Here is a 23,415-nt window from a genome sequence, read left to right as displayed (position 1 = left end):
TTTCTCCCGTTGGTCGCAAAAGGTTTGAAACAGATATTGGAATGTGAGATGGAAAAGACAGAAATCAAAGACAAAAAGCCTTACAATCCCAAAGGCGGCAGGCCGCCCAAGAAAATAAAGCGGCAGAGCCAGCTCGTAGTCAGGCTGACCGAAACCGAGCGCTTTTTGATCGAAGAAAAAGCCAAGGATGCCGGGATGAAACCAAGCTCGTGGTTTAGGTTGGCTGCCAAGAAAGCAAAGGTTTTGGCCAGGCTAAAACCGGATGACCTCAGACATTTCAGGACACTCCAAGGCATGGCCAACAACCTGAACCAGCTGACGCACCTTGCCCATAAAGAAGGGTTGATATTCATCCGTCAATCCTGCAAAGAGCTGCTTTTGCAAATTGATGTGATCCTGAAAGAGCTAAGCAGAGATGATCGGTAAGGTAACAATTGGTAACAGTTTTGGTGGCGTGATCAGGTATGCGATGCAAAAGCAGGAAGCCAGTTTACTGCTAGCCGAAGGTGTGAGAACGGGTGAAGTCCGGGCTATGATTGATGATTTCAATCTGCAAAGAAAATTGAACCCTGACTTGACGAAAGCTGTCGGGCATGTTTCGCTGAGCTGGAGTGCGCAAGATGCCGCTAGACTATCGCCTGAGATTATGAAGCAGCGTGCATTGGAGTACATGGAAAAGATGAAGATCACCGGCACGCAGTTTATTCTGGTCGAGCACCGGGATAAAAACCATCCGCATCTGCACGTCATCTACAACCGGGTTAACAATGAAGGCAAGACGATTACAGACCGGTTTCAAAAAGAGCGAAACCACCAAGTCTGTAAAGAGATCACGATCAAATACGGCTATCATTTAGGTAAGGGAAAACAGCAGGTCAACCGGCAGCAGCTTAAAGGGGCAGACAAAGTCAGGTATGAACTATATGATGCGATCAAATTGGCAGGTGCCAATGCTGGCAGCTGGAATGAGTTGACCGCAACGCTGGAACGGCAAGGCATCCAGACGATTTTCAAATACAAATCGGGCACAAGTGAGATCCAAGGTGTCAGTTTCGTGAAAGGTGATCTGCAATTCAAAGGGTCGAAGATCGACCGGAGTTTGAGCTTTAGCAGGCTAGATGCGTTGATCCGGCACAATCAGAAACTGGCGATAGCGCAGCCGTTTCGGATGCAGCCACAATATCAGTCCTCCCGCCCGCAAGAAACATTCCGGCTCGCAACCCTCTCACAGCAGATCCCCGACAATCGAATACTGGATGACTTGCTGCGACCTATCCAGCAATTTGACCAGCAGAGTTCGAACCCATCAAAAAAGAAGAAACGTAAAAAATACTTAGGACAAAGCTTATGAAAAACATAGAAGAACAACTCGAATCGATTGAAGAAGTGCTTTCGCTTGTGATCAGAAAAAACGCCTCGATTGAGAACCTAATCCAAACGGCAACTGAGACTCAAAACAAGGCTCTGGCCGATACGCTGATCGAGATACAACGCCAATTAGAACACAATTCGTCAAGTCAACATTTAGAGACTTGCCTTTCCCAGATCCAGCAAGCAATTGTAAGCGTCCCGATGGAATCACAAGTAAGGCACAGCCATCATTTTGACCTTCAGTCAAAAGGCTTCATCATCTCGGCGGCAATGCTGTTGATCACAACGGCCCTAAGCATCGCAGTGGCCATCAGCAATTACCACGAAAGCAGCAGGCTGAAAGATAGTGATCTCAAATTCCGTATTGCCAGGCAGCTCAGTCCGGCACTCACCGCGAGAGCTGATAGTATTTACTATAAAGATCCTTCCCTGGCCGAACTTGAAACCCAGAAGCGTGAGGCACATGAGCTAACAATTAAGGAGGCGGAAGACCTTTTGAAACACACGCAAATGGAGGCCAAGAAAGCGAAGGAGTTGCTCAAAAAACTTAAAGGTGAATAAATTTTACCTGATTGAGGAGAAGTGCAATCAGCTTCTTCATCAATAATATTGTGACGATCGGTACAGAAATACGGGTGGTTTTTTTGTACTCTTAGACCCTTAACAGTCCTGAGTAGGAGGTTTTTCGCCCCTAAGATAAAACTCGCATTGCCGTCAATGATAAAGCGGAGGTAGATCGTTGGCGAGATATTCAGGATGTGTACCTTGCAATGATAAACTGTGCATATGGAGTCAACAGCAATCTAATTCCAGTGAAGGCTTATCTAAAGGTAACTTAAAATTTCGTTAGTTTAAAAATCGGCTTCTATATTCAGTTGGGGTGATTCCAACTGATTTTTTAAACAATCGCGAAAAATAGGGTGGATTTTCAAAGCCAAGGCGAAATGCAGTTTCTGCTACAGTACTGTCTGTACTCATCAATATGTTTTTTGCCTCAATGATTATAGCTAAATGAATGTGGTCCAGGGCAGTCCTGCCGGTTTCCTTTTTCAATAAGTCGCTAAGATATCCTCCGGATAATGACAACTTCGATGCCATATATTTAACTGTTGGCAATCCATGCTTTTGAAGGTTTCCACTCTCAAAATATTCCTTCAGGATTCGAGTAAACTTAGAAATTATTGTTCCTGACAATACAGTCCGGTTTAGGAACTGCCGGTTGTAAAATCGTGCCGAATATTTAAGAATGGACTCAATATGGCCTATCATGATCTCTTTACTAAGATTATCCTGATTATTGTAGTATTCCTCCCGTAGTTTATAAAAAAGGTCCCAAATGGTTTCTTCCTCAGTAGGAGCTAAGTGCAGAGCCTCGTTTGCTTCGTAGTCGAAGTAGCCGTATTTTTTAATAGTAGCGTGAAGTGGATGATTGACTAGATAATCTTCATCTATAAAGATAATAAATCCATTTTCTTCCAGTTCAATATCGTTCATTTGTATGATTTGATTCGGTTTCATAAAAAACATAGAACCCGTATCGCTGTCATACTTGGTCTTTCCGTACATAAGCGTGCCAGATTTGACCTTTTTTAAAGCAATTTTGTAAAAACCCAATGTGAATTCCGAATAAACAAACGTGCAGCTTTTTATGTCTTCAAATGTTAACACGCCAAGCATTGGATTCTCTGGCGGAGAAAATCCATTGGTATTGTACATATCGGTTATAGTCTTAAAATGTTTCATGGCGATAGCTACCGAAAGTTATAATTATTTTTCAACGATAAATTTAAGATTCCCTTTCTCATATACCATCAGGCACAAAGTCTGCGAGTTTCGAGTTAGACCAGTCTTAAAATCCCACTCCTTTCTTTCCCTCTCCCTCTAACAAATGCTTCACACCCAGGGTTGCCACTTCTTTGGGGTGCATGGGTTTGGTTTTGTGGAGATCCGATTGCGTCGCATTGGTTGTAAAATCTGTGTCCGTCGTTCCCAGAGAAAAGAAGGTAACACTAATGCCCGTACCTTCCAGTTCAGCAGCAAGGCTATCGCTGAATGCTAGCACAAACGCTTTGGTCGCCGAGTACACCGCAGAATAAGGGAGTGGCAAAAACGAAAGTACCGAGCCTACATTCATGATCCTTCCCGCGTTGCGGCGGACCATATCTTTCGCAAACAGCTGGGTAAGCACCACCAAACTGGAAACATTTAACTGAATCATGCTCAAATCTTCTTCCAGCGAGGTTTCTGTAAAGAGGCCGGAGTTGCCTATGCCTGCATGATTGACCAGGTGGGTTATTATAGGATTTTCCTGTTGCACAGCTTTATGAAGATCTATGGCAGCATTTACATCAGAGAGGTCCGCAGCAAAATATTTAACCTCTATGCCATAGTTAGCTGTTAGCTCAGCTTGCATCTGCTGCAGTTCGGATTCGGTAGGGACCACCAGTATCAGGTTGAACTTTTTTGCAGCCAATTGGTTGGCCATCTCATAGCCAATACCGTAGGATGCCCCGGTGAGCAAGATGTATTCTTTCAAAGTCACTAAATTTAGATTGGTAGGATTTGAATTTCGTCTTAACAGGGTACATTTAAGATGGTGCACTATTTTAATAAATCAACATCCTGATTGAAGGGTGCTGCATTTGCATTCACCTGACTCTGCATTCCTTATTCCACTCATACTTTATCTGAAAGGGATATTGATTAGTCCGATATCCCTTTCAGATACTCTTCGCCCGCGAATTCTATTTATTTTGATTTAACCATGCGTCAAATGATACAAATTCACCGGTGGCAATTTCTTTCGCGAATTCAATCCGTGATGCTGAACCTGGCCCCATGTAGGTGTATTTCTCGCAAAAACCAAACATATCCGTTACTCCCTTTCCTCCTTCCATGAGAGTTGAAAACATTGCACCCGGGACTTGGGAATAGCTGTACTCTTTACCTTGCCTTTTATAGGCTATGATGATATCGTTAAAACTAAATAGCTCAGTTGCCAATGTAAGGTAATTGCCATTGCCAGCTTTTTTAGGCTGCAGAAATGCGCCAGCCACAACTTTTCCCATATCGTTGATGTCTGACCAATGGACTACTTCTTTTGTCGGATCAAGTGGCAGCGTCCAACCGGTCGTGCCGTCTTGCTGCTGCTGTGGTGCAAGCCATGCTGCAAGATTTTGGAAATAGAATGGAGCTTCAACAAATGTTGTGTATTTGAATCCTGCATTTTTAACCGCGTCATCTACCTTTGATTTGTTTGTAAAGAACGGTACGTCGAATTCGCCATTACTTATTGTTTCAACATCCGGCAGTGTTGACCAGACAAAATGGTGTACGCCTGCTTCCTTGGCTGCTTCAACGGCATTTTTTCCTTGGCCGATTTCGTCTGCGCCTCCCCAATAGTTGGTTACAACAAATACACCATAAGCATCCTTAAATGCGTCTTGCAATGACTGCAAATCGGTTAGATCTGCATAAACTGCTTCATGTGCATTGCCTGAATATCGCTCCGGATTACGGGTTAATGCTCTTACATTGAACGAACTGTCATTTACAAGGGCATTCACTACACCCTTACCTTGTGAGCCTGTTGCCCCAATTACTGCTATTGTTTTTTTTATTTTGTTCATTATTATTTGTATTTAAATAATGGAACAAAATTAGAAAATGGGCTTTACCGCCCTTTATACAAAACAAGGAAGATGTGATACATTTTAAGGAGCCTTTTTAAGAGTTAATTTTCGTAACAAGGTGCTATTCAAGATTCCTGACAGACTGTACTGTATGCGGCGGCGTGGCCGACCAGGCAGCTGTCATAGAATCTGCTAATCTAAGCTAAAGAGATCCATTTAAATATCTAAACTCGACAATGAGTTTCTTGACGCCGTTTTTCGCCCCTTTGTAAGAAAAACCTCAATATTGGCAGCTATATCACGCCAATTTAATTCTGAGTTTTTGTGCAAGAGCCCTGAGGTTTACATCGGAGACCTGATCTCACGCCCATCAGGTATGTAATAAAACGAACGAATTTTCGCACAATCTATAATCATCCCGATCTCATCTGCGTACGCAGAAACGGTCTTCTATATGTATGAAGCACTTTATTACCCAAGGTTTTGTCTTGAACTGACTTTATTATTGTTGCAGGGCTACTAACAACAATCGTATTTGAAAGTACGTCGTTAAGTACGCCGCCTCCCTCAGCAACGATGGAATTGTCGCCAATGCAAACACCTGCTAAGATTACACAACTCCCTCCAATCCATACATTATCACCTGTAAGAATTGGTATTCCACATCCAGTCTTGTTTCGGTTGATGGGTTCAATGGAATGCCGTGCCGTATAAATACCCACATTAGAGCCGATCATAATCATTACCAATCCTAACTTCAGCCATATCCAAAATGGCGCAATTATAGCCCGCATAAAAGTTATTGCTAAAAAGCGTTTTAGTCGCTGGCTCATGCTCCTATTTGTCCGTTAATACGGTAAGCAGAAACGGTGGTTTCTCTGTACTCTCAGGCACCAGGATTTCTCATACCTAATAGCTGTTGAAATCCCAAATTATACCGCTTTCAAATTACAGATTAGTGGTACACCAAAACAAATTACTGGATATTGTGAATTGGCAGGTTAAACTGTACTTTGATGGTGATGGGGTAGATTGGGATCCAAAGGTTAAGCAGATCCAGTATTTGAAATTCGATGCTCTCAAGAGGTGTTAATATTGTTCGTCTGAAATTTGATGCATATCTCTCTGTCAAGTTTGATGTTCCGCCGTGTTTGACGATCAAGGAGCAAAAAAATCTTTTGCGGATCTTTTAACTAATCTCTTAATAGGTTTCGACTGGGCAAATCTATTGCAACTTTTATTGCAACAAAAACAAAAAAGACTTAGCAAATTTTGCTAAGTCTTTGATTTTCAAGTGGTCACGTAGGGATTCGAACCCCAAACCTCCTGATCCGTAGTCAGGTGCTCTATCCAATTGAGCTACGCAACCTTTTATTTTCCCCAATCCATTTCTGAATTGGACTGCAAAGATAGTGAATGAGGTTTTTTAGAGCAAATTATGCGTTATAAAAATATCGTAAAAAGTTTCGACAAAGTTCATTTGCCCTGAAAATCAGGTGCTTTCTTTTGTAGAAATGCTGAAATTCCTTCGCTGGCATCGTGGCTCTGGAAGAGTTTTTCCTGATTTTGCAGTTCCAGTTCCTGCATTTCTTCCAGGTTAAGGTGAAAAGATTGGTTGAAAACCCGCTTCATTGCACCAATCGCCATGGTCGGCGCGGAACGGTAGTAGGCCACGATCTGATTCACTTCTCTGTCCAGCTCAATCCCTGGAACTGCCTTGCTAATCAGCCCTATTCTCGCTGCTTCCAATGCATACACTTTGCGGCCTGTCGACGATAGTTCAAAAGCTTTGGCCATACCAATCAATCTGGGCAGGAAGAATGTTGCGCCCGCATCGGGCATCAGGCCGATCTGCACAAAAAGCAGACTCAGATAGGCGTCCTCACTCGAAATCACTACATCACAAGCCAGTGCCAGTGAACTTCCAGCCCCTACTGCCAGTCCATTCAACCGACAGATCACCGGTTTGGGAATGTTCCGGATCGCCTGGATCATGGGGTTATAATATTCCCGCAGAATTTCACCGGCGGTTTTGCCAGATTCTGCTGCGTCTTTAAGATCGGCACCGGAACAAAACGCCTTGTTACCCTCGCCCGTAAGCACAACTACCCTAACCGAATCGTCATTTGCAGCCTCCTCAACAGCAAGTGTGATCTCGCAGATCAGCGCAGGGCTCAACGCGTGGTATACCTGAGGACGATTTAATGTAATCGTGGCCACACCATCATTCACCCCGAAAATGATATTCTGATACATGATTATGCAGCGTTTAGATCAAAAGAAAAAATAAACCGTCATACTACTCACCAATATTCCACAAACGAATCCACCCAGAATCTGCGGAGGGTTATGTGCATTCAGTTGCAGCCGCGCGCTCAGCAGCCAGCCGCCCAGCAGAATGGTAATGAGGAGCGGAATGAACAAAACGGCTTCATCAAACCGCATCATCAGCCCGGAAAGCATTCCGACAATACCGCCAATGGAAGTTGCGTGGGCACTTATTTTCCAAAAAAGACTGATACCCATCACCAGGATCAATGAAACGGTGACGCTGCCGAGAATAACGGAAATTTGCGGGGCCAGCTCGCCGATAGGCTGTAATTGCCAGCCGAATAAATAGGTTGCCAACGCGTAAACAATCACACAAGCCAGGTAAGGCAACTTCCGTTCGGCCAGATCGTCGACATGCAATGAGCTGATCACACCCATTTTTTGGAAATAATAAATGATCAATGTCGGTGCTATGAATGTGTTCAGGAACAGCAAAAGCAACAAACTCCCCAAAGCCGGCAACTCAAACGCACTGACACCAACCAGATCGGGAGAGAGCAAAAACAAAAGGGCAAAAAGGTAAGTAGTGATTATCAGCGGGTGAAAAACTACGGATAAAGCGATTGCGAGTTTATTGTTCAAAACGGAAAGTCGTTGATCTGAATTAGGATACAAAATTAAGCTGAAAACCAGACTGTACAATCAGTATGCCACACAGAAAAGTAAGTTAGGCTTTCAGAATAGGTTTTCGTAGGGTAATTTGTAATTTTGCGCCTCATTCGTAAAACCGGATCGTAGGAAGCTTTCAGAAAAATTAAAGATTGAATTGACAAGAAAATGGGACCGTTGCAAATCAAAGAAATACTACAAACCGCTCCTGAGCAACAAGCTGTTGTTCTCAAAGGCTGGGTAAGGACTAAAAGAGAGAGCAAAAACGCAATTTTTATCGCGTTGAATGACGGTTCCACCATCCATAATATACAGGCGGTTGCTGAGCCGGGTCAGTTTTCTGCGGAATTGCTGCAAACTGTTACTACGGGCTCATGCCTTAAAATAACGGGGCAGTTAGTAGCGTCGCTGGGTTCAGGACAAACCGTTGAGGTAAAAATAGAGGATATTCTGGTTTACGGAACTGCCGATCCTGATGCGTATCCATTGCAGCCTAAGAAGCATTCGCTTGAATTTCTTCGTGAAATAGCGCATTTGCGTCCGCGTACCAACACTTTCGGGGCGATCCTTCGCATTCGTCACGCGCTGGCTTTTGCGGTTCACCAATATTTCAATGATAAGGGTTTCTTTTACCTACATACGCCGATCATTACGGCGTCGGACGCTGAGGGTGCAGGAGAAATGTTCCGTGTTACTACATTGGATCTTAACAAGTTACCGAGAACCGAAGAAGGCGCTATTAACTTCAAAGAGGACTTTTTTGGTCGTGAAGCCAACCTGACTGTCTCGGGACAATTGGAAGGCGAACTGGGTGCCATGGCACTTTCCAAGATATATACATTTGGCCCAACTTTCCGAGCCGAAAATTCCAATACGACCCGTCACCTGGCCGAATTTTGGATGATAGAGCCGGAAATGGCATTTTTTGAGTTGGAAGACAATATGGACCTGGCCGAAGATTTTGTCAAAACGGTCATTAGTTATGCCCTGGTTAACTGCAAGGATGACCTGAACTTTTTACAGAACAGGCTGGCGGAAGAAGAAAAAAGCAAACCGCAAAATGAACGTTCGCTGCCATTGCTCGAAAAGCTGAGTTTTGTTGTTGACAATCCTTTCGAACGTCTGACTTATACGGAGGCCATTGATATTTTATTGAAATCAAAACCACATAAAGAGAAGAAATTCCAGTATCCTGTTGGCTGGGGAATCGACCTTTCCAGCGAGCATGAGCGTTATCTGGTTGAAAAACATTTCAAAAAGCCGGTTATCCTGACCAACTATCCGAGAGAAATCAAATCATTTTACATGAAACTCGATGAGGATGGGAAAACGGTACGCGCGATGGACGTCCTTTTCCCGGGCATTGGAGAAATCATTGGAGGAAGCCAGCGTGAGGATAATTATGACAAACTTCTGGAACGCGTTCACGAAGTAGGAATCGATCCCCAGACAATCTGGTGGTACCTCGAAACCCGTAAATTCGGCACCGCACCGCACTCCGGCTTCGGGCTTGGATTTGAGCGTTTGGTACTGTTTGTGACGGGTATGGGTAATATTCGGGATGTGATTCCATTCCCGAGATATCCGAAAAGCGCAGAGTTTTAAAAGCAAAATAAATGCCCAGGTGATTTTTCTATTACCTGGGCATTCTTCTTTATATCGGACGTTTATTAATTACGCCGCCTTTAATGCTGCCATATTCTGGCAAAAAAACAGCAGATCACGAAATGTGTAGAAGATGTCCAGCTTGCGCGGACTGTGACCGGCTTCCTGATCATAACTCTGAAAACCGCTGTAAATCTCCCACAGATGCTCGGCCATTTCGGCGGGCGTGTTGAGCTCAAATAATTGTTGTACTTGCTGACCATAGGCCACGCACATCGGGTCCGGAGACTCGGTAAAGTGTGTTTTGTTCATCAATGCTGGTTTTTTGGGAAGAAAAAAAATTAAAAATGCCCTGTCTTAGGTGTCCCGCGCCCGCATGTAGGCGCCCAGGAGTTTTCACTTGATCCACACCATAACAGGGCAATACTTACTAGATTTTTCATTTTATGCTTATTTAATTGGGAATGCGAATATGCTGATTTTGTTGTGAGAAAAGCAAATTGTGTTAGGGGGATATTTGGGAACGGGATGCCGTTGGTTCATCCGTTTGCAAACTTGGAACGTCTTTGTGACTATTTCTTTACCTTTACAGCATGTTCTACAGACGAAAAATTATACTGGCCTTACTACAAGCCTTTGATGGACATTTGCCTAAAATCTCCCTCCAAAAGCTGCTTTTCCTTTTTACCGAAAGACAATCAAAACAAGTTTACGATTTTGTGCCCTACAAATACGGTTGCTATTCCTTTTCGGCTAATGCGGACCTAGTTGCAATGGTTGGGCACGGCCAATTATCAGAAGATCAGGCGAGCTACACCAAAATTGGCTCCGATAATTATATTAAGTTGCTGAATGAAAAGGATAAAAAAATCTTAATTGATATTAGAAACTCTTACGGAAATTTGACAACAGATTTACTGATCAAACTGACGTATCTGAACTATCAATACTATTCAATAAACAGTGTCAAAGCCAAGCAAATTCTTTCTAATGAGCAATATGAGAGCGTTTTAAGAGCAAAACCGGTTAATGATAAAACGGTTTTATATACCATTGGATATGAGGGAATTTCTCTGGGAAGAATATCTAAATCGGCTTGTTAAAAATGACGTAAAGATTTTGGTTGATGTTAGAAATAACCCATTGAGTATGAAGTTCGGGTTTTCTAAAAAGCAATTAAAAAAATTTTGTGAGAATTTGGGAATTGATTACCTGCATATCCCAGAAGTAGGGATTCAATCTGACCAAAGGCAAGAACTTAATACTCAAAAAGACTACGACAAGCTATTTGAAATTTACAGAAAACAGAATTTGCAAGAGACAATAAGCCATCAGGAGCAAATCCTTAACTTATTGAAAGAAAAAAAGCGAATTGCACTAACTTGCTTTGAAGCAAATATTTGCCAGTGCCACAGAAAACATTTAGCAGAAGCAATTATAAAACTACCCGAATGGAATTTTGAATTAAAACATATCTAGAATGGCACTAACAAAAGTTTTGGTCGCGGTCAAAACTTACCCCACACTATCAAATAAGTACGATGAATTAGTCTGCACGGCAGGTTTTCTTGAAGACGGAAGCTGGATCAGAATCTATCCAATACCGTTTCGAAAGCTTGATTATGAGAGTCAGTACAGCAAATATGACTGGGTTGAAGTGGATTTGGAAAAGAATAGGTCTGACTTTCGGTCGGAAAGCTACCGTCCTAGATCCATTGATACCGCTTTTAAAATAGTTGGTGAGATTGGGACTGAGAAAGGTACTTGGAGGGCCAGAAAAGAGATCGTTCTTAAAAATGTTCATACAAACATAACAGAGTTAATCGCCAAAGCGAGGGATCCAAAACAGTATATTTCATTGGCCGTTTTCAAACCAAAGGCGATTCTGGACTTCACAATTGAGAGTGTCGCAAGGACATGGGACAAAAATAAACTCGAAGCTCTGAAAGCGCGAGCTAATCAGTTGAATTTATTCTCGAACTCTGAAAATCCATTTGAGGTTGTTCGAAAACTGCCATATAAATTTTCCTATAAGTTCAGTAGCGAGGGTGGCACTGAAAGTACTTTGATGATTGAAGACTGGGAGATTGGAGAATGTTGGCTGAGCATGAAGGAAATGAACAAAGAGCATGCGAAAAAGTTAGGAAAAAATATTTTGAGGACTTTGCAAAAACGAAAGATTTGCATTTATTTTTAGGAACTACTCGTGAGTTCCATAATACTGGACGCAACCCATTTTTAATAATTGGCACATTTCATCCAATGAAAACTACACAGCTGAGTTTGTTTTAGTCTCACGAAAACCTCCACGTCTGACCCGATTATATCGACCAACGTCGAAAAGCGTAGAGTTTTAACATTGAAAATACCGGTCTGAGATCGGCATTTTTTGTTTAGGCCTCCTTACCAACCCAATGCGATATGTCCAACAACTAAATTCTTTGTTTACATTTTGGCAAGAACCGTTACTTATTGAGAAAAGGTCCGTCTAATGAATTATATTTAAAAATTGATATCAGCTTCTCACTAATCGTTGCAAGTTTTATGGACCTGTTTGGTGATTTGGAATCCCTACATCGTATATTCTGGTACATTGCCCTCTCGGTAAGCCTCATATTTGTAATCCTGGCCGTCATGACTTTTGCCGGAATGGATTCGTCAGATGGGCTGGATGCCGATTTTGACGGAGATCTGGATATAGGGGACGCGCCTTTTCAGTTATTCACTTTTCGTAACCTGATCAATTTCCTCCTTGGCTTCGGCTGGACCGGCGTAGCTTTCTTCCAAACCATTAGTAACAAAGGAATCCTGATCGCCCTGGCTGTGGGTGTAGGTGCAGGGTTTGTCTTTTTATTTTTCATCACCATGGGGCAAATACAAAAGCTTGCAGAGAATAATACTTTTAACATTAATAGCGCCTTACAAAAAACAGGAGAAGTTTACCTCACCATTCCGGGGCAAAAACAGGGAAAGGGCAAGGTACAGGTGAGTGTAAAAGGCTCTTTCCGCGAATTGGACGCAGTTACCGAAGAAGATAGAATTATACCCGGAACATTGATCCGGGTCTGTAAAGTGGAAAGTGACAATCTGGTTGTCGTACAAAGATTATAACTTGATTAAAATTAGTTTCTTTCTCACTTAGTCAACTTTCGCTTACTTCAAAATTATATTCTCACATTATTCATCAATTAATTTTCGTCTTTCATGTCAGGCTCTCTAATCGTATTGTTCGTAGCAGTCATCGTTATTTTTGTTTCAGTTGCGGCGCTTATTTCAAGATATAAAAGGTGTCCGTCCGATAAAATCCTGGTCGTATATGGGCGTACGGGAGGTACTTCTGCGAAATGTATCCATGGCGGCGGCGAATTTATCTGGCCGGTGATCCAGGACTACGCGTTTCTGGACCTAAAACCAATTTCAATAGAAGCAAACCTGACGAATGCCCTCAGCCGTCAGAATATCCGTGTGGATGTTCCGTGTCGTTTTACGATCGCGATCTCGACTGAAACGGACAGCATGAACAATGCCGCTGAACGTTTGCTTGGGCTTACTCCTGACCAAATACAGGAGCTTTCGAAGGATATTCTTTTCGGACAGCTTCGATTGGTTATTGCTACAATGACGATCGAGGAGATCAATTCCGACCGGGATAAGTTTCTGGATAATATTTCTAAAAACGTTGATAATGAGTTAAAGAAGATCGGGTTAAGGCTTATCAATGTGAATGTTACCGATATCAGGGACGAATCTGGGTACATTGAGGCATTAGGTAAGGAAGCCGCAGCGAAAGCAATCAATGAAGCCAAGATCAGTGTGGCGGAACAGGAAAAAATCGGAGAAACAGGTAAAGCCATGGCAGACCGTGAGCGTGACGTACAAATTGCAGAAACGCATCGCGACCGTGATGTGAAAATTGCCATTACGAATAAGGACAGGGAAATTAGTATTGCGTCGGCGGCTAAGGACGAGGCGATCGGAAGGGCGGAGGCAACCAGAGATACCCGGGTGAAAACTTCGGAGGCAAACGCAATAGCTGTTCAGGGGGAGAATGCCGCGAAGATTGATATTGCGAATTCTGAGGCCTTACGCCGTGAAAAAGAAGCTGAATCGCTGCGAATAGCCATCTCAGCAGAAAAGGTACAGCAAGCAAAAGCTTTGGAAGAAGCATATCTTGCGGAACAAAAAGCGGAATTGGCCCGATCGGAAAGGGAACGCTCCACTCAGATCGCCAATGTGGTGGTCCCGGCGGAAATTGCCAAACAAAAAGCAATTATTGACGCACAGGCCGAAGCAGAAAGAATACGAGAAAATGCTAAGGGCGAGGCAGATGCTATATTCGCCAAGATGGATGCTGAGGCCCGTGGTTTGTATGAAATTCTGACCAAGCAGGCCGAAGGTTACAGAGAAGTAGTAAAGGCAGCGGGCGGCGACCCGTCGAAGGCTTTCCAATTACTACTATTGGAGAAATTGCCTGAATTGGTGAAGACACAGGTAGAAGCTGTGAAAAATATCAAAATCGATAAAATCACAGTTTGGGATTCAGGAAATGGTAGCGGGGACAGTTCTTCTACCGCCAATTTTGTATCCGGCATGATGAAAACCGTTCCTCCGCTCAATGATCTTTTCAACATGGCGGGACTTAACCTTCCCGATTACTTGAAAGGAACAAACCCGGAATTACCGGGAAATGTACCTCCAAAAGGTTCCGGAAAAGCTGAGTAAGCAGGCTAAGGATCAGAGTAAATTTTCAAAAGCATTGATTCCCGGTACTGAATCGGAATGAATGCTTTTTTGCGTTTAGAAATATTTGTTACCCTTTTGAGAAGCTACGTCTAAATGAATAATAGAAATATTTATTCATCTTTTTAGACACCTTTCTCGCATGATTTTTCTTCACAAACCCGGAAAATGGATCTATTTTCTGGCACACGGATTACTTTTTTCACTTTCGGCCCATTCTCAGATTCCCGAGCCGCCTAAAACAATCCAAAGCCCCACAACCGCCAGCTTAGGCATCTACGGCAATATCCCGATTTCCCACTTTACCGGAAAACCAGACATTGGGGTGAACCTGCATACTTTATCCGAACAAGGGTTGGAAATACCAATATCCTTGCATTATGATGCTTCGGGTGTACGCCCGGACGCACATCCGGGTTGGGTTGGATTAAATTTTAATCTCTCAACAAACTATGCGGTTGTACGGACCATTAAAGACGGTCCTGACGACTGCCCTTATGAAGACAGCCGTGGTAAACTGGGCTATCTTTTCACTGCAAACCTGGTCAATGATAACAACTGGAATACGCAGGCTGGCATCAAATCCATTGCGGATAACAGCGCTTTGGGAAGGGATATGGAACCCGATGAATATTCCTTTAACCTGCCGGGAATTTCCGGAAAGTTTTATTGGGGGCACGATGGCAAATTTAAAGTCTTGTGTAACCGGCCGGTAAAGGTGGAATTGAGCTCTCTCGCAATGGACACCTACCCGCCATTCACACCTCCTACAAATACCCACGTAGAGGTTTTTAGTGTATGGAAGAATCAGGCCAACTACCGGGCACACGCCAAAGGATTTTTCATCACTGACGAGTGGGGAACAAAGTATGAATTTGGCGGCACTAATGCGTATATGGAGTATGGTATGGACTTTTTCGCACAGGGCTCCGAAACATGGAACTGTAATGCCTGGTATTTAAAGTCGATCACAAAAGCTACTGGTCAGGTTACTAACTTTACTTACGAAAGGGGTGCAATGGTTGCCCAAATGTACTTTGCGCTCTATCAGGGACAATATAGTGTGGACGGTGGCGGAAGTCTGGATGCCGAATGTGAATCCAATCCTTCTCTCTTCCCCGTCAATGGTCCCATCAACGGCAAACTTATTTCTCCCATTTACCTGAAAGAGATTGCAAGCGACAACTATAAGGTCAAGTTTACGTCGTCCCAAAGTACAGAGCTCCGGTATGACCAGGCTATCTTCGATGCTTATGTGAATTGGAACAAAGCCTCAGGACCAGGAGCCGGAAACAGCCGCACGCTGGATATTCTAACGTATTTATACCCTTGCTTTTATCCTGTCAAATCCGGAGCCTGCGTGGAGACAAATCCGCCGCTTGCGGATCTGCTAGCCGCTTTACAATGGCGTAAGCTTGACAAAATCCAGATTCAGAACCCGAGTGGAACAACCTTGAAGGAATTCGAATTTACCTACAACAATCTAGCTACCGAGCGGCTTATGTTGCAGAAAGTGCAGGAGAAATCCGGCGCCAAAGTGCTACCTGCCTACGAATTCACTTATTTCACTTCGGCCGGCATTACCCTGCCACCCTATGCCAGGACGCATGCCGACCATTGGGGCTATAACAATGGGAAACTGATAGCAGCTGTCGATTTCAACATTCCAAACTTTTTCACTTCTTATGGCGCGACCTTTCGTTCGCCAGACGCGGATAGTAAGTACGTTAAATTGAGCACTTTGACGAAAATTAAGTATCCCACCGGTGGTTTTGCCGAATTTACTTTTGAGCCACATACCTATTCAAAAGAAGTAAAGGAAAAGCGATGGACGGAGCTGGATACCTATGTTACGGATAAACTAGCCGGTGGTCTCCGTATCAAACAAATTAAAAGTTACGACCCTAATATCGCCGGATCAGATGTAATTAAGAGCTACTCTTATGTCTCAGGTTTTAATCCTGCTTCACCCAACGCTCCTCTGCTTTCAAGCGGGGTGCTTGGTGGTAAAGCGCAATATTATTGGGCTGGCTATCAACCGAAACCGGGCGACAATTTCACTTATACTGAAAATATTTTCTCTACTCAATCCGTATTGCCAGGTTCGGAAAATAGCTACGGGTCGCATATTGGCTATTCAGAAGTTGTGGAAAGCAGTTACACAGGCGGCTGGACAGTTTACAAATTCACCAATTTCGACAATGGGTATTTGGACACTGCACCGTCGGGCACGTTACAGGTGAGCAGCACGGCCTATCAGCCTTATATAAGTGCGGCTTTTCAGCGAGGGAAAATGATTTCGGAAGAGCATTATCTTCAAAACGCCGACAGGGTTGCGAAGACTGCCTATCAATATGCTCTGGTCGGCAACCTGACGGATTATTCGGCCCGTGCGGAGAAAACTTTGTTAAAGTATTTGTGTGACGGAGACCACAGGGTGTATGAAGGAACAGCATATCTGATCGACGTAAGGAAATTCCTGCCTTCGCAGGAAATCACGACAACGTATGATCAGGACAGTCCTGCACAATTTTCCGCGCCGGTCATTAAAAATTACAGCTATTGGCCAACCGGGCAAATTCATATTCAGGGACAAACGGATAGTGAAGGCAAAGAGCTAAAAACCTGGTATGTCTATCCTCCCAATTCCAATGATGCAGTCAGCGTTGCAATGACGGCAAAAAACCAGATCGGTACGCCGCTTACAGTTTTCAATTATACTGGTACTGAAATGACGCCGATTGCATTGAAACTTCAAAATGTCACTTTTGGCTTGTTCAATGGATTTTATCTTCCCAAAAAAGTCGAGAACGGTGTTGGCACGAACTTACCGATAGCGATGACGACCAGCATTGAATTTCTTACTTATGACGCAAGAGGAAATTTACTCACCTATAAAGAGCGGAACGGGTCGACGACCAAGTTGGAATACTTCGGCGTAGCGGATATTGGCAAAACAGATCTGTTGAAAAAGCGCACTGATTTTGAAGGAACCTCGCTGCCGCATTCTTCCGCCTATACTTACAAGCCCCTGGTGGGGGTTGAGACAGAGTCAGATGTGAATTCAAAAGTCATTTTCTATGAATACGACGATTTCAATCGCCTCAAAAGCACCCGTACCGCCAATGCAGCCGGAGCAGTGCGCTCTTCTTATTGCTACAACTATGCCGGACAAGTAATAGAATGTGCCGCCCTGGCGCCCACTGGCAGTATCGCGGCCAGCACACTGGTGCTGTTGGCTGAATCAGCATTGCCTGTGACGCTACTGGAATTCATTGCGACAAAACTAGAAGACTCTGCATTGTTGAAATGGTCGACTACTAACGAAACTAACAGTGAGCGATTTGATATTGAACGCAGCCCGGACGGAAAACAATGGATGAAAATAGGTTCTGAGCAGGCAATGGGAGAAAGTGATTCGCTAAAATCCTATTCGTTTATTGATGTCAATCCAATGGGCGGCGAGAACCTGTACAGGTTAAAAATGGTGGATGCAGACAGCACTTTTGCTTACAGTCGCATTCAGAGTGTAATTTTTGACGAGGACGAAAAAGTCGCACTCTATCCTAATCCGGTTACCGTTGAAAATACATTGAACCTGCGGATAGAAGATTTAAGCAAAATCAGCAACATCCGAATTTTCGATACCGATGGCAACCTGGTCAAGGAAGAGACCGCAGCCAGGGAAATCAATACCAGCAAGCTGACCGCTGGATTGTACATCATCCAAATTACCTACACCGATGGAAGTATCGCCACTCACCGAATTGTGAAACAGTAGGGCGGCTTTCGGCGATCAGCTTTCGGCCATCGGCAAAAACAATGGTTAGCGGTCAATGGCCGAAAGCCGATAGCCGACTGCCGACTGCTCCACCAACATCCTTTTCCATACATGAACAACAACATAAAAATGAACCATCTTCACAAATACATTATCACTCTCCTGCTCTTCCTGTTCCCGGGAATCGTACTCGCGCAGCAAACCAACAGCCGCAATTATATCATTTCACGCACTTATAAACAGTCGGGTGCCAATTCCAATGATGTGAGCAAGGTAGTTACACAGGTGCAATATCTGGACGGTCTCGGTCGGCCACAGCAAAACGTCACCGTCGGACAAAGCCCTTCTGGCAGCGATTTTGTGGAACCCATTGAATTTGATGCGGCGGGAAGGCAGACCAAGCAATATTTGCCTTATGTAGCTTCGGGCAATGGCGCTTACCAAAACAATGGAGTACCCAGTGCTGCGACTTGGTACATTGCCAATTCTGCGGGTTTACAAGCGACCGATCTGGCCAGACCATACACGGAAAGTTTTTTTGAACAATCACCTTTAAGCCGGGTGACTGGACAAAGGGCACCAGGAGGAAAAAGTGCCAACTCCAATGTAAAGTACAAAACCAATTGTTGCGGTGAATTAAAACGATACGATTATGACATCCCCACCAATGTGATCTCGCAACCCGGAGGCTATGCGCCCGGAACAATAACTTACGTACAAACTACGGACGAAGAAGGAAAAACGGTTACAGAATATACCGATTTGCTGGGTCGCATGGTTTGCAGGCAGGTTGTCGCCGTCCCGGGGGTCGGGCCATCCGCGGTAATCTTGTCGACTTACTATGTGTATGACGACATTGGTTTGCTGCGTGCCGTGTTACAACCTCAATACCAGGATCAGGCCTCGCTTACCGACTTCGCCTTTACTTACGATTATGACGAATTCGGAAGGGTTGTTATTAAAAGAACCCCGGGTGGCGGCATTACCGAACTCGTCTATGACCAGTTCGACCGGCTCGTGGCATCGCGTGACGCCAACCAGTTTGCCCGAGGAGTATGGAGCTTCACCAAATACGACGCTCAAAACCGCCCGATAGTAACGGGTGAAATTGCCACGAATGCTACCCGTACGACCTGGACATCGAACGTCGCCGCCATTGCAGAGCACCATGAGGAACGGAGTAATGGTACAACAGCAGGCTATACTTTGAATAAAACGGCTCCATTGAATGCTACTGAGGCTGATTTGTTGACTATTACTTTTTATGATGATTATGGGTTTTCGAAGGCGGCGAACCTGGCTTATAATGCTCTTTACTACCCTTCAAACAATGCTAATGTGAAAGGGCAGGTTACGGGAGGCCGAGTACGAATGCTTCCCGGAAATGGTGCGACAGGTGGCTGGCTGACGAGTGTTACTTATTATGATGGAGAATATCGGCCAATCCAAACTGACAGGGAGCTTTATGATTTGGGAGCGGGGACAATTGAACGTACTTGGAGAATGTACAAATATGATTTGGCCCCTATAATTGACATTCAGACTACCGTTCACCTATTCCCCGGGAATTTCAATACAGGGTATGAAATATATTTTCAACATGATCATGCTGACCGTGTTCTGGATGCGGTGGAGACAGTTGACTTTGACGATGATATAATTGAAGTTAACACCTCCGCTTATCGCTACAACGCACTTGGCCAATTGCAAAGCAAATGGTTTCATTCCATGGATGGCGTGAACTATGTGAGAAGGACTGATTACACCCACAACATTCGTGGCTGGCTTACAGACGGAAAAACTGTTTACAAGAAGGCTGTTGGCGATCCACCTTTACCCTTTTTTGGATTTGGCCTAAGTTATGCCGACGGTGCAAGTTATACGAATGGTAACATTTCCCAAATGCAATGGCAAAACAAAGATGAAATTGCTTTTACAAAAGGATTAAATTTCAACTATGACGGTGCGAACAGAATATTAAGTTCCACCGGATTGAATGGTTATGCCGAAATCGAAAACGGGCTCACTTATGACAAGAATGGAAATATCAAAACACTTGTCCGTGGCGGTGCCGTCTTGGATAATCTGACCTACACATACATCGGCAATCGGCTGTCAGCTGTCAACGATGCCTCAGGGAGTAATCTGGGAGTGAAAAGCGGTGCAAGTAGTTACGGATATGATGGTAATGGCAATGTGACAAGTGACGGGAATCGCGGTGCAACACTAACCTATAACTATTTGAATTTTCCTAAAACCGTAACGATGGCTGGTAAGACTTTCATCTACGATTATGATGCTGCTGGTTCGAAACACAAGTACGTGACCGATACTATGACTGTAAAGTATGCGGGTGGATTTGAATATCGGCAAGTTGGCGCAACTAATCAGTTATATCGTATTCCATTGCAAGAAGGGCAAGCTGTTCTCAGGGGAAATAAGGTAAGTTTTGAATATTTCCTTAAAGATCATCTGGGCAATGTCAGGGTTGTGTTCAATGCGAAAGGGGAGTTATTGCAGCGGACGGATTACTATCCGTTTGGATTGGAGATTGATAGAAACAGCCCAATTCAGACCCCAGCGGCACGGAATGCCGTTAATCGCTACAATTTTTTAAATCGAGAAACTCAAATTGGCACCGGATATGTTGATTTACTGGCCAGATTCTACGATCCGACGACAGGGCGGTTTATGGCAGTGGATCCGGATACGGAGGGACAAGATGGATTTTCTCCGTATCATTACTCGTTCAATAATCCGATACGGTTCTCTGATCCGGATGGAAGATGGCCGGAATGCTGTAAAGGACTCGGCGATTTTGTAACCGGTATAGGATCAGCATTAAATGACGACATTCATGGTGGAAATCCTATTACCGCGACACCAGGTTATGTAGGTGCCTACAATAGCGGCAGAACGGCAGGTCATTATGCAGCTATGGTTGTTGGAGCAGCGGAAATTGCTGGTGGTGCACTTGTTGCAGGCGCATCTGGTTTTGGAACAGCAGCAAGTGGTGGTGCCGCGTTGCCTATTACATTAGCTGGCGCAACTGTTGCCGTAGCTGCGATGACCCAAGGAGCTACTATCAGTATCAATGCGGTTGATAATTTGAAGAATGATAAGGGGAGGGTAAATGCAAGTTCTACTGAAAATACTGGACGGGGCAGCAATCACTTAAAACCAGATCCAAAAGCGCTAGGGGACCATAGCAGGTTTAGAACCGATTCTAAAACAGGTAAAACAACGAATACAGCAACGTATAAGGAGAACCCGAAAAATCCTAGCGGATTTCAAGAAACCAAGAGAGTTGATATAACGGGGAATCAGCATGGTGGAGTACCAACACCACATGTTAAGGAGCCTGGCACTAAAACGGTACGTCCAGCAAGAAAAGATGAAATTCCTAACCAATGAGACCCATGGAAAACACTAAATATAAAGAAAACTGGAACGATGCCGACTTCGAGAAAATGGGCTGGCATGATTGTAAAATCTATTCCATTCTTTCTGATGATAGTAATTTTAGGTTAATACTTGATATTGACTATATTTTTGAATGGATCACGGATTCTACAAGTGAGTACTATAAATTCCTACTATCTCCATCCACCCTGGTTTTTCACAATGTATGGGATTTGAAAATTGATTTAGAAACTGATGGAGAAATTGAGATTTCAGACATACATAGAGAAAACCCTCGAAAGCCAAAGAACGAAGAGTATATAGATAAAAAAACAGAATGGGACTGGTTGATCGAAACACAGAGCGGAATCATTTCTTTTAGATCTGTCGGTTTTGATCAGTACAGCCGCGACACCCCTGTTTTATCTGAATTTCAAAGTTTGGGTCTGAGTAGCAGGATGGAAATGCTGAAACTTTATAAAATACCAGATTTAAATTTGAAAGAGCCTGAATTCAAACGAGTCAGGCCCGCCAGGCAAGATGAATTACCACGACAGTGAAAAAAGGGCTTTACAGCTCTAATGTAAGTTGAATCAGGCCAACTGTTATGATTAAGCCCCTAAACGTCCCGTATGGATCATTTTAGGGGCTTTTTAAGTTTTCAGACTGAAACTCAATATTTCGGACTTAATCTTTTCTCTTCCAGATTTCCCAACCTACTACACCCCCGTTACCTTTTCAACACATTACCGTATTACATAAAGTAAATACTGTAAACCACAATTCGCATGAAAAGGAACTACATCTCCCCTAAGAACGCAGCAATGACTATGATCATGATGCTAATCTTTGTGTTTAGAGCTAATGCACAGGAAAATTTCCAAATTAAATGGTCAATGGACTACAATCAGGCAGGAACTTCAAGCCATGCCAACTTTTCACCGAGTGATGCATCTTTGCTAGGAGGGGTCAATACCTACTCCTTGCTTAGCGTTTACAGTGCAAGTGGAGCCGTGGTTGTTGGCTATGTCATTAGACCTTGGCCTGCTGCTTTTTCCGCGGGTCGTTGTATGGAGTTTTCATTTAGCGCGAATTCTTTCAAATACAACATAACCTCGATTTCGTTTCGCCTGCGACGCTCTACTGTTGGTCCATCAGCATTTAAATTGCGTACAGTACTCGACAATTTTACGTCAGATGTCGCGGCATCAACATTAATAACTCCAGATGCTTTCTACTCTTACAACATTCCTGTAAGTTTTAACAATCTTTCTAACAACAACTTTTCATTTCGGATCTATGGATTCAATGCCGTGAATTTTGTCAATGGCACCCTCTGGTTCGACGAAATCATCATCAACGGCCAAGTCCTAGCCATCGTCCTCCCCATTGACATTACCTATTTCAAAGCTGAAAAATCTGAGGAAAAGGTAATGCTCTCCTGGGAAACTGCCTGGGAGAAAAATAGCAAGGAATTTGTCGTTGAACGCAGTGCAGACCTCAAAGACTTCCAAGCGATAGGAACATTGAAAGCTGCTGGCGAAACGACAGGCAGAATGCAGTACGAGTTCATTGATGATAATCCATTGACCGGAGCGAATTACTATCGCCTGCGCATGGTGGATCGGGATGGCAGCTTTTCATTTTCCAAGACTTTGGATGTCATCACACCTACCCCGGAGAGCGCGATACAGGTACTTCCCAATCCAGCCTCTCCTGAAAAAATTACAATTTCCGGACAAAATATCGACCCAAACTTCCTCCTCCTCTCCAACCAATCCGGCAACTCAATTTCCTTCCATTTTGAGCCAATTCAGGGAAATTTAATCCATTTATATCCCGAACAACTACTAATTTCTGGTTTATATTTCTTAACTTATCAGAAAAATGGCCGCAAAGAACATGTTAAAATACTAGTTCCATAAGTCATTCTGAGTTTAATTT

General features: G+C 43.8%; 19 protein-coding genes, 1 tRNA gene and 1 pseudogene. 13 read left to right on the top strand and 8 right to left on the bottom strand.

Going from position 1 to position 23,415, the window contains the following annotated elements; translation table 11 throughout:
* Positions 1 to 48 precede the first annotated feature (48 nt).
* The 3 genes from ON006_RS27550 to ON006_RS27540 are packed head-to-tail and all read left to right on the top strand — an operon-like array spanning position 49 to position 1,932.
* On the top strand, positions 49 to 426 hold the full coding sequence (locus ON006_RS27550) for a plasmid mobilization protein (protein WP_244821404.1): 378 nt from the start codon (positions 49 to 51) through the stop codon (positions 424 to 426).
* Entirely contained in the window at positions 416 to 1,351 is a 936-nt protein-coding gene (locus tag ON006_RS27545; RefSeq protein ID WP_244821403.1) for a relaxase/mobilization nuclease domain-containing protein, read from the top strand. The genes ON006_RS27550 and ON006_RS27545 overlap by 11 nt, the downstream gene beginning before the upstream one ends.
* Positions 1,348 to 1,932, top strand: a complete 585-nt coding sequence (locus ON006_RS27540; protein WP_244821402.1) for a hypothetical protein — start codon at positions 1,348 to 1,350, stop codon at positions 1,930 to 1,932. Before ON006_RS27545 ends, ON006_RS27540 begins: the two co-directional genes overlap by 4 nt.
* Positions 1,933 to 2,217: 285 nt before the next feature.
* Here the strand turns inward: ON006_RS27540 and ON006_RS27535 are convergent, their stop codons facing one another.
* The 7 genes from ON006_RS27535 to ON006_RS27505 form a co-directional block, all read right to left on the bottom strand.
* A complete protein-coding gene (locus ON006_RS27535; protein ID WP_244821401.1) occupies positions 2,218 to 3,087 on the bottom strand; it encodes a helix-turn-helix domain-containing protein in 870 nt (289 codons plus the stop codon).
* Positions 3,088 to 3,220: 133 nt separating this feature from the next.
* Positions 3,221 to 3,907, bottom strand: a complete 687-nt coding sequence (locus tag ON006_RS27530) for an SDR family NAD(P)-dependent oxidoreductase (protein ID WP_244821400.1) — start codon at positions 3,905 to 3,907, stop codon at positions 3,221 to 3,223.
* 208 nt (positions 3,908 to 4,115) lie between these two features.
* Complete coding sequence (locus ON006_RS27525) at positions 4,116 to 5,000, bottom strand: NmrA/HSCARG family protein (RefSeq protein WP_244821399.1); 885 nt, start codon at positions 4,998 to 5,000, stop codon at positions 4,116 to 4,118.
* A 416-nt stretch (positions 5,001 to 5,416) separates the two neighbouring features.
* On the bottom strand, positions 5,417 to 5,836 hold the full coding sequence (locus ON006_RS27520; RefSeq protein WP_244821398.1) for an LbetaH domain-containing protein: 420 nt from the start codon (positions 5,834 to 5,836) through the stop codon (positions 5,417 to 5,419).
* Between the two features lie 462 nt (positions 5,837 to 6,298).
* Positions 6,299 to 6,372: transfer RNA gene (locus tag ON006_RS27515), tRNA-Arg, on the bottom strand.
* 107 nt (positions 6,373 to 6,479) lie between these two features.
* On the bottom strand, positions 6,480 to 7,259 hold the full coding sequence (locus ON006_RS27510; protein ID WP_244821397.1) for an enoyl-CoA hydratase/isomerase family protein: 780 nt from the start codon (positions 7,257 to 7,259) through the stop codon (positions 6,480 to 6,482).
* An 18-nt stretch (positions 7,260 to 7,277) separates the two neighbouring features.
* Positions 7,278 to 7,916: a hypothetical protein gene (locus ON006_RS27505; RefSeq protein ID WP_244821396.1), complete on the bottom strand. Its 639-nt coding sequence runs from the start codon at positions 7,914 to 7,916 to the stop codon at positions 7,278 to 7,280.
* A gap of 195 nt (positions 7,917 to 8,111) precedes the next feature.
* Between ON006_RS27505 and asnS the strand changes: the two genes are divergently transcribed.
* The gene (gene asnS / locus ON006_RS27500) at positions 8,112 to 9,548 is read left to right on the top strand and encodes an asparagine--tRNA ligase (protein ID WP_244821395.1); all 1,437 of its coding nucleotides are present in this window, start codon (positions 8,112 to 8,114) and stop codon (positions 9,546 to 9,548) included.
* A 69-nt stretch (positions 9,549 to 9,617) separates the two neighbouring features.
* Here the strand turns inward: asnS and ON006_RS27495 are convergent, their stop codons facing one another.
* Positions 9,618 to 9,860, bottom strand: coding sequence for a hypothetical protein (locus ON006_RS27495; RefSeq protein WP_244821394.1), 243 nt, complete (start codon positions 9,858 to 9,860; stop codon positions 9,618 to 9,620).
* A gap of 407 nt (positions 9,861 to 10,267) precedes the next feature.
* On the opposite strand from ON006_RS27495, the gene ON006_RS27490 reads away from it, so the two are divergent.
* From ON006_RS27490 to ON006_RS27450, 9 genes and pseudogenes are all read left to right on the top strand, one after another.
* Positions 10,268 to 10,651: a hypothetical protein gene (locus tag ON006_RS27490; RefSeq protein WP_244821393.1), complete on the top strand. Its 384-nt coding sequence runs from the start codon at positions 10,268 to 10,270 to the stop codon at positions 10,649 to 10,651.
* Entirely contained in the window at positions 10,608 to 11,027 is a 420-nt protein-coding gene (locus ON006_RS27485) for a DUF488 domain-containing protein (RefSeq protein WP_244821392.1), read from the top strand. The genes ON006_RS27490 and ON006_RS27485 overlap by 44 nt, the downstream gene beginning before the upstream one ends.
* Position 11,028: 1 nt before the next feature.
* Positions 11,029 to 11,840 (top strand): annotated as a pseudogene (locus tag ON006_RS27480) (DUF8758 domain-containing protein).
* Between the two features lie 252 nt (positions 11,841 to 12,092).
* Positions 12,093 to 12,659, top strand: a complete 567-nt coding sequence (locus tag ON006_RS27475) for a serine protease (protein WP_244821390.1) — start codon at positions 12,093 to 12,095, stop codon at positions 12,657 to 12,659.
* A gap of 93 nt (positions 12,660 to 12,752) precedes the next feature.
* Positions 12,753 to 14,270 (top strand): flotillin family protein, encoded by a 1,518-nt coding sequence (locus ON006_RS27470; RefSeq protein ID WP_244821389.1) that lies wholly within the window; start codon positions 12,753 to 12,755, stop codon positions 14,268 to 14,270.
* 160 nt (positions 14,271 to 14,430) lie between these two features.
* Positions 14,431 to 18,069, top strand: coding sequence for a T9SS type A sorting domain-containing protein (locus tag ON006_RS27465; RefSeq protein ID WP_244821388.1), 3,639 nt, complete (start codon positions 14,431 to 14,433; stop codon positions 18,067 to 18,069).
* Positions 18,070 to 18,180: 111 nt separating this feature from the next.
* Positions 18,181 to 21,483: a DUF6443 domain-containing protein gene (locus ON006_RS27460; RefSeq protein ID WP_244821387.1), complete on the top strand. Its 3,303-nt coding sequence runs from the start codon at positions 18,181 to 18,183 to the stop codon at positions 21,481 to 21,483.
* Between the two features lie 5 nt (positions 21,484 to 21,488).
* Positions 21,489 to 22,031 (top strand): hypothetical protein, encoded by a 543-nt coding sequence (locus ON006_RS27455; protein WP_244821386.1) that lies wholly within the window; start codon positions 21,489 to 21,491, stop codon positions 22,029 to 22,031.
* A gap of 228 nt (positions 22,032 to 22,259) precedes the next feature.
* Entirely contained in the window at positions 22,260 to 23,396 is a 1,137-nt protein-coding gene (locus ON006_RS27450) for a hypothetical protein (RefSeq protein WP_244821385.1), read from the top strand.
* Positions 23,397 to 23,415: the final 19 nt, after the last annotated feature.

The organism is Dyadobacter pollutisoli, assembly GCF_026625565.1.
Classification (GTDB): domain Bacteria; phylum Bacteroidota; class Bacteroidia; order Cytophagales; family Spirosomataceae; genus Dyadobacter; species Dyadobacter pollutisoli.
Note: the sequence above shows the minus strand (reverse complement) of the source record. Positions and strands in the feature narration are given on the sequence as shown.

Bases quoted from the DNA above. Each gene is read 5' to 3' on its own strand.
- ON006_RS27545 (WP_244821403.1), top strand. From the start codon at position 416: ATGATCGGTAAGGTAACAATTGGTAACAGTTTTGGTGGCGTGATCAGG.
- ON006_RS27485 (WP_244821392.1), top strand. From the start codon at position 10,608: ATGAGGGAATTTCTCTGGGAAGAATATCTAAATCGGCTTGTTAAAAAT.
- ON006_RS27510 (WP_244821397.1), bottom strand. From the start codon at position 7,259: ATGTATCAGAATATCATTTTCGGGGTGAATGATGGTGTGGCCACGATT.
- ON006_RS27455 (WP_244821386.1), top strand. From the start codon at position 21,489: ATGGAAAACACTAAATATAAAGAAAACTGGAACGATGCCGACTTCGAG.
- ON006_RS27525 (WP_244821399.1), bottom strand. From the start codon at position 5,000: ATGAACAAAATAAAAAAAACAATAGCAGTAATTGGGGCAACAGGCTCA.
- asnS (WP_244821395.1), top strand. From the start codon at position 8,112: ATGGGACCGTTGCAAATCAAAGAAATACTACAAACCGCTCCTGAGCAA.
- ON006_RS27495 (WP_244821394.1), bottom strand. From the start codon at position 9,860: ATGAACAAAACACACTTTACCGAGTCTCCGGACCCGATGTGCGTGGCC.
- ON006_RS27540 (WP_244821402.1), top strand. From the start codon at position 1,348: ATGAAAAACATAGAAGAACAACTCGAATCGATTGAAGAAGTGCTTTCG.
- ON006_RS27450 (WP_244821385.1), top strand. From the start codon at position 22,260: ATGAAAAGGAACTACATCTCCCCTAAGAACGCAGCAATGACTATGATC.
- ON006_RS27475 (WP_244821390.1), top strand. From the start codon at position 12,093: ATGGACCTGTTTGGTGATTTGGAATCCCTACATCGTATATTCTGGTAC.
- ON006_RS27465 (WP_244821388.1), top strand. From the start codon at position 14,431: ATGATTTTTCTTCACAAACCCGGAAAATGGATCTATTTTCTGGCACAC.
- ON006_RS27520 (WP_244821398.1), bottom strand. From the start codon at position 5,836: ATGAGCCAGCGACTAAAACGCTTTTTAGCAATAACTTTTATGCGGGCT.
- ON006_RS27550 (WP_244821404.1), top strand. From the start codon at position 49: ATGGAAAAGACAGAAATCAAAGACAAAAAGCCTTACAATCCCAAAGGC.
- ON006_RS27470 (WP_244821389.1), top strand. From the start codon at position 12,753: ATGTCAGGCTCTCTAATCGTATTGTTCGTAGCAGTCATCGTTATTTTT.
- ON006_RS27535 (WP_244821401.1), bottom strand. From the start codon at position 3,087: ATGTACAATACCAATGGATTTTCTCCGCCAGAGAATCCAATGCTTGGC.
- ON006_RS27460 (WP_244821387.1), top strand. From the start codon at position 18,181: ATGAACAACAACATAAAAATGAACCATCTTCACAAATACATTATCACT.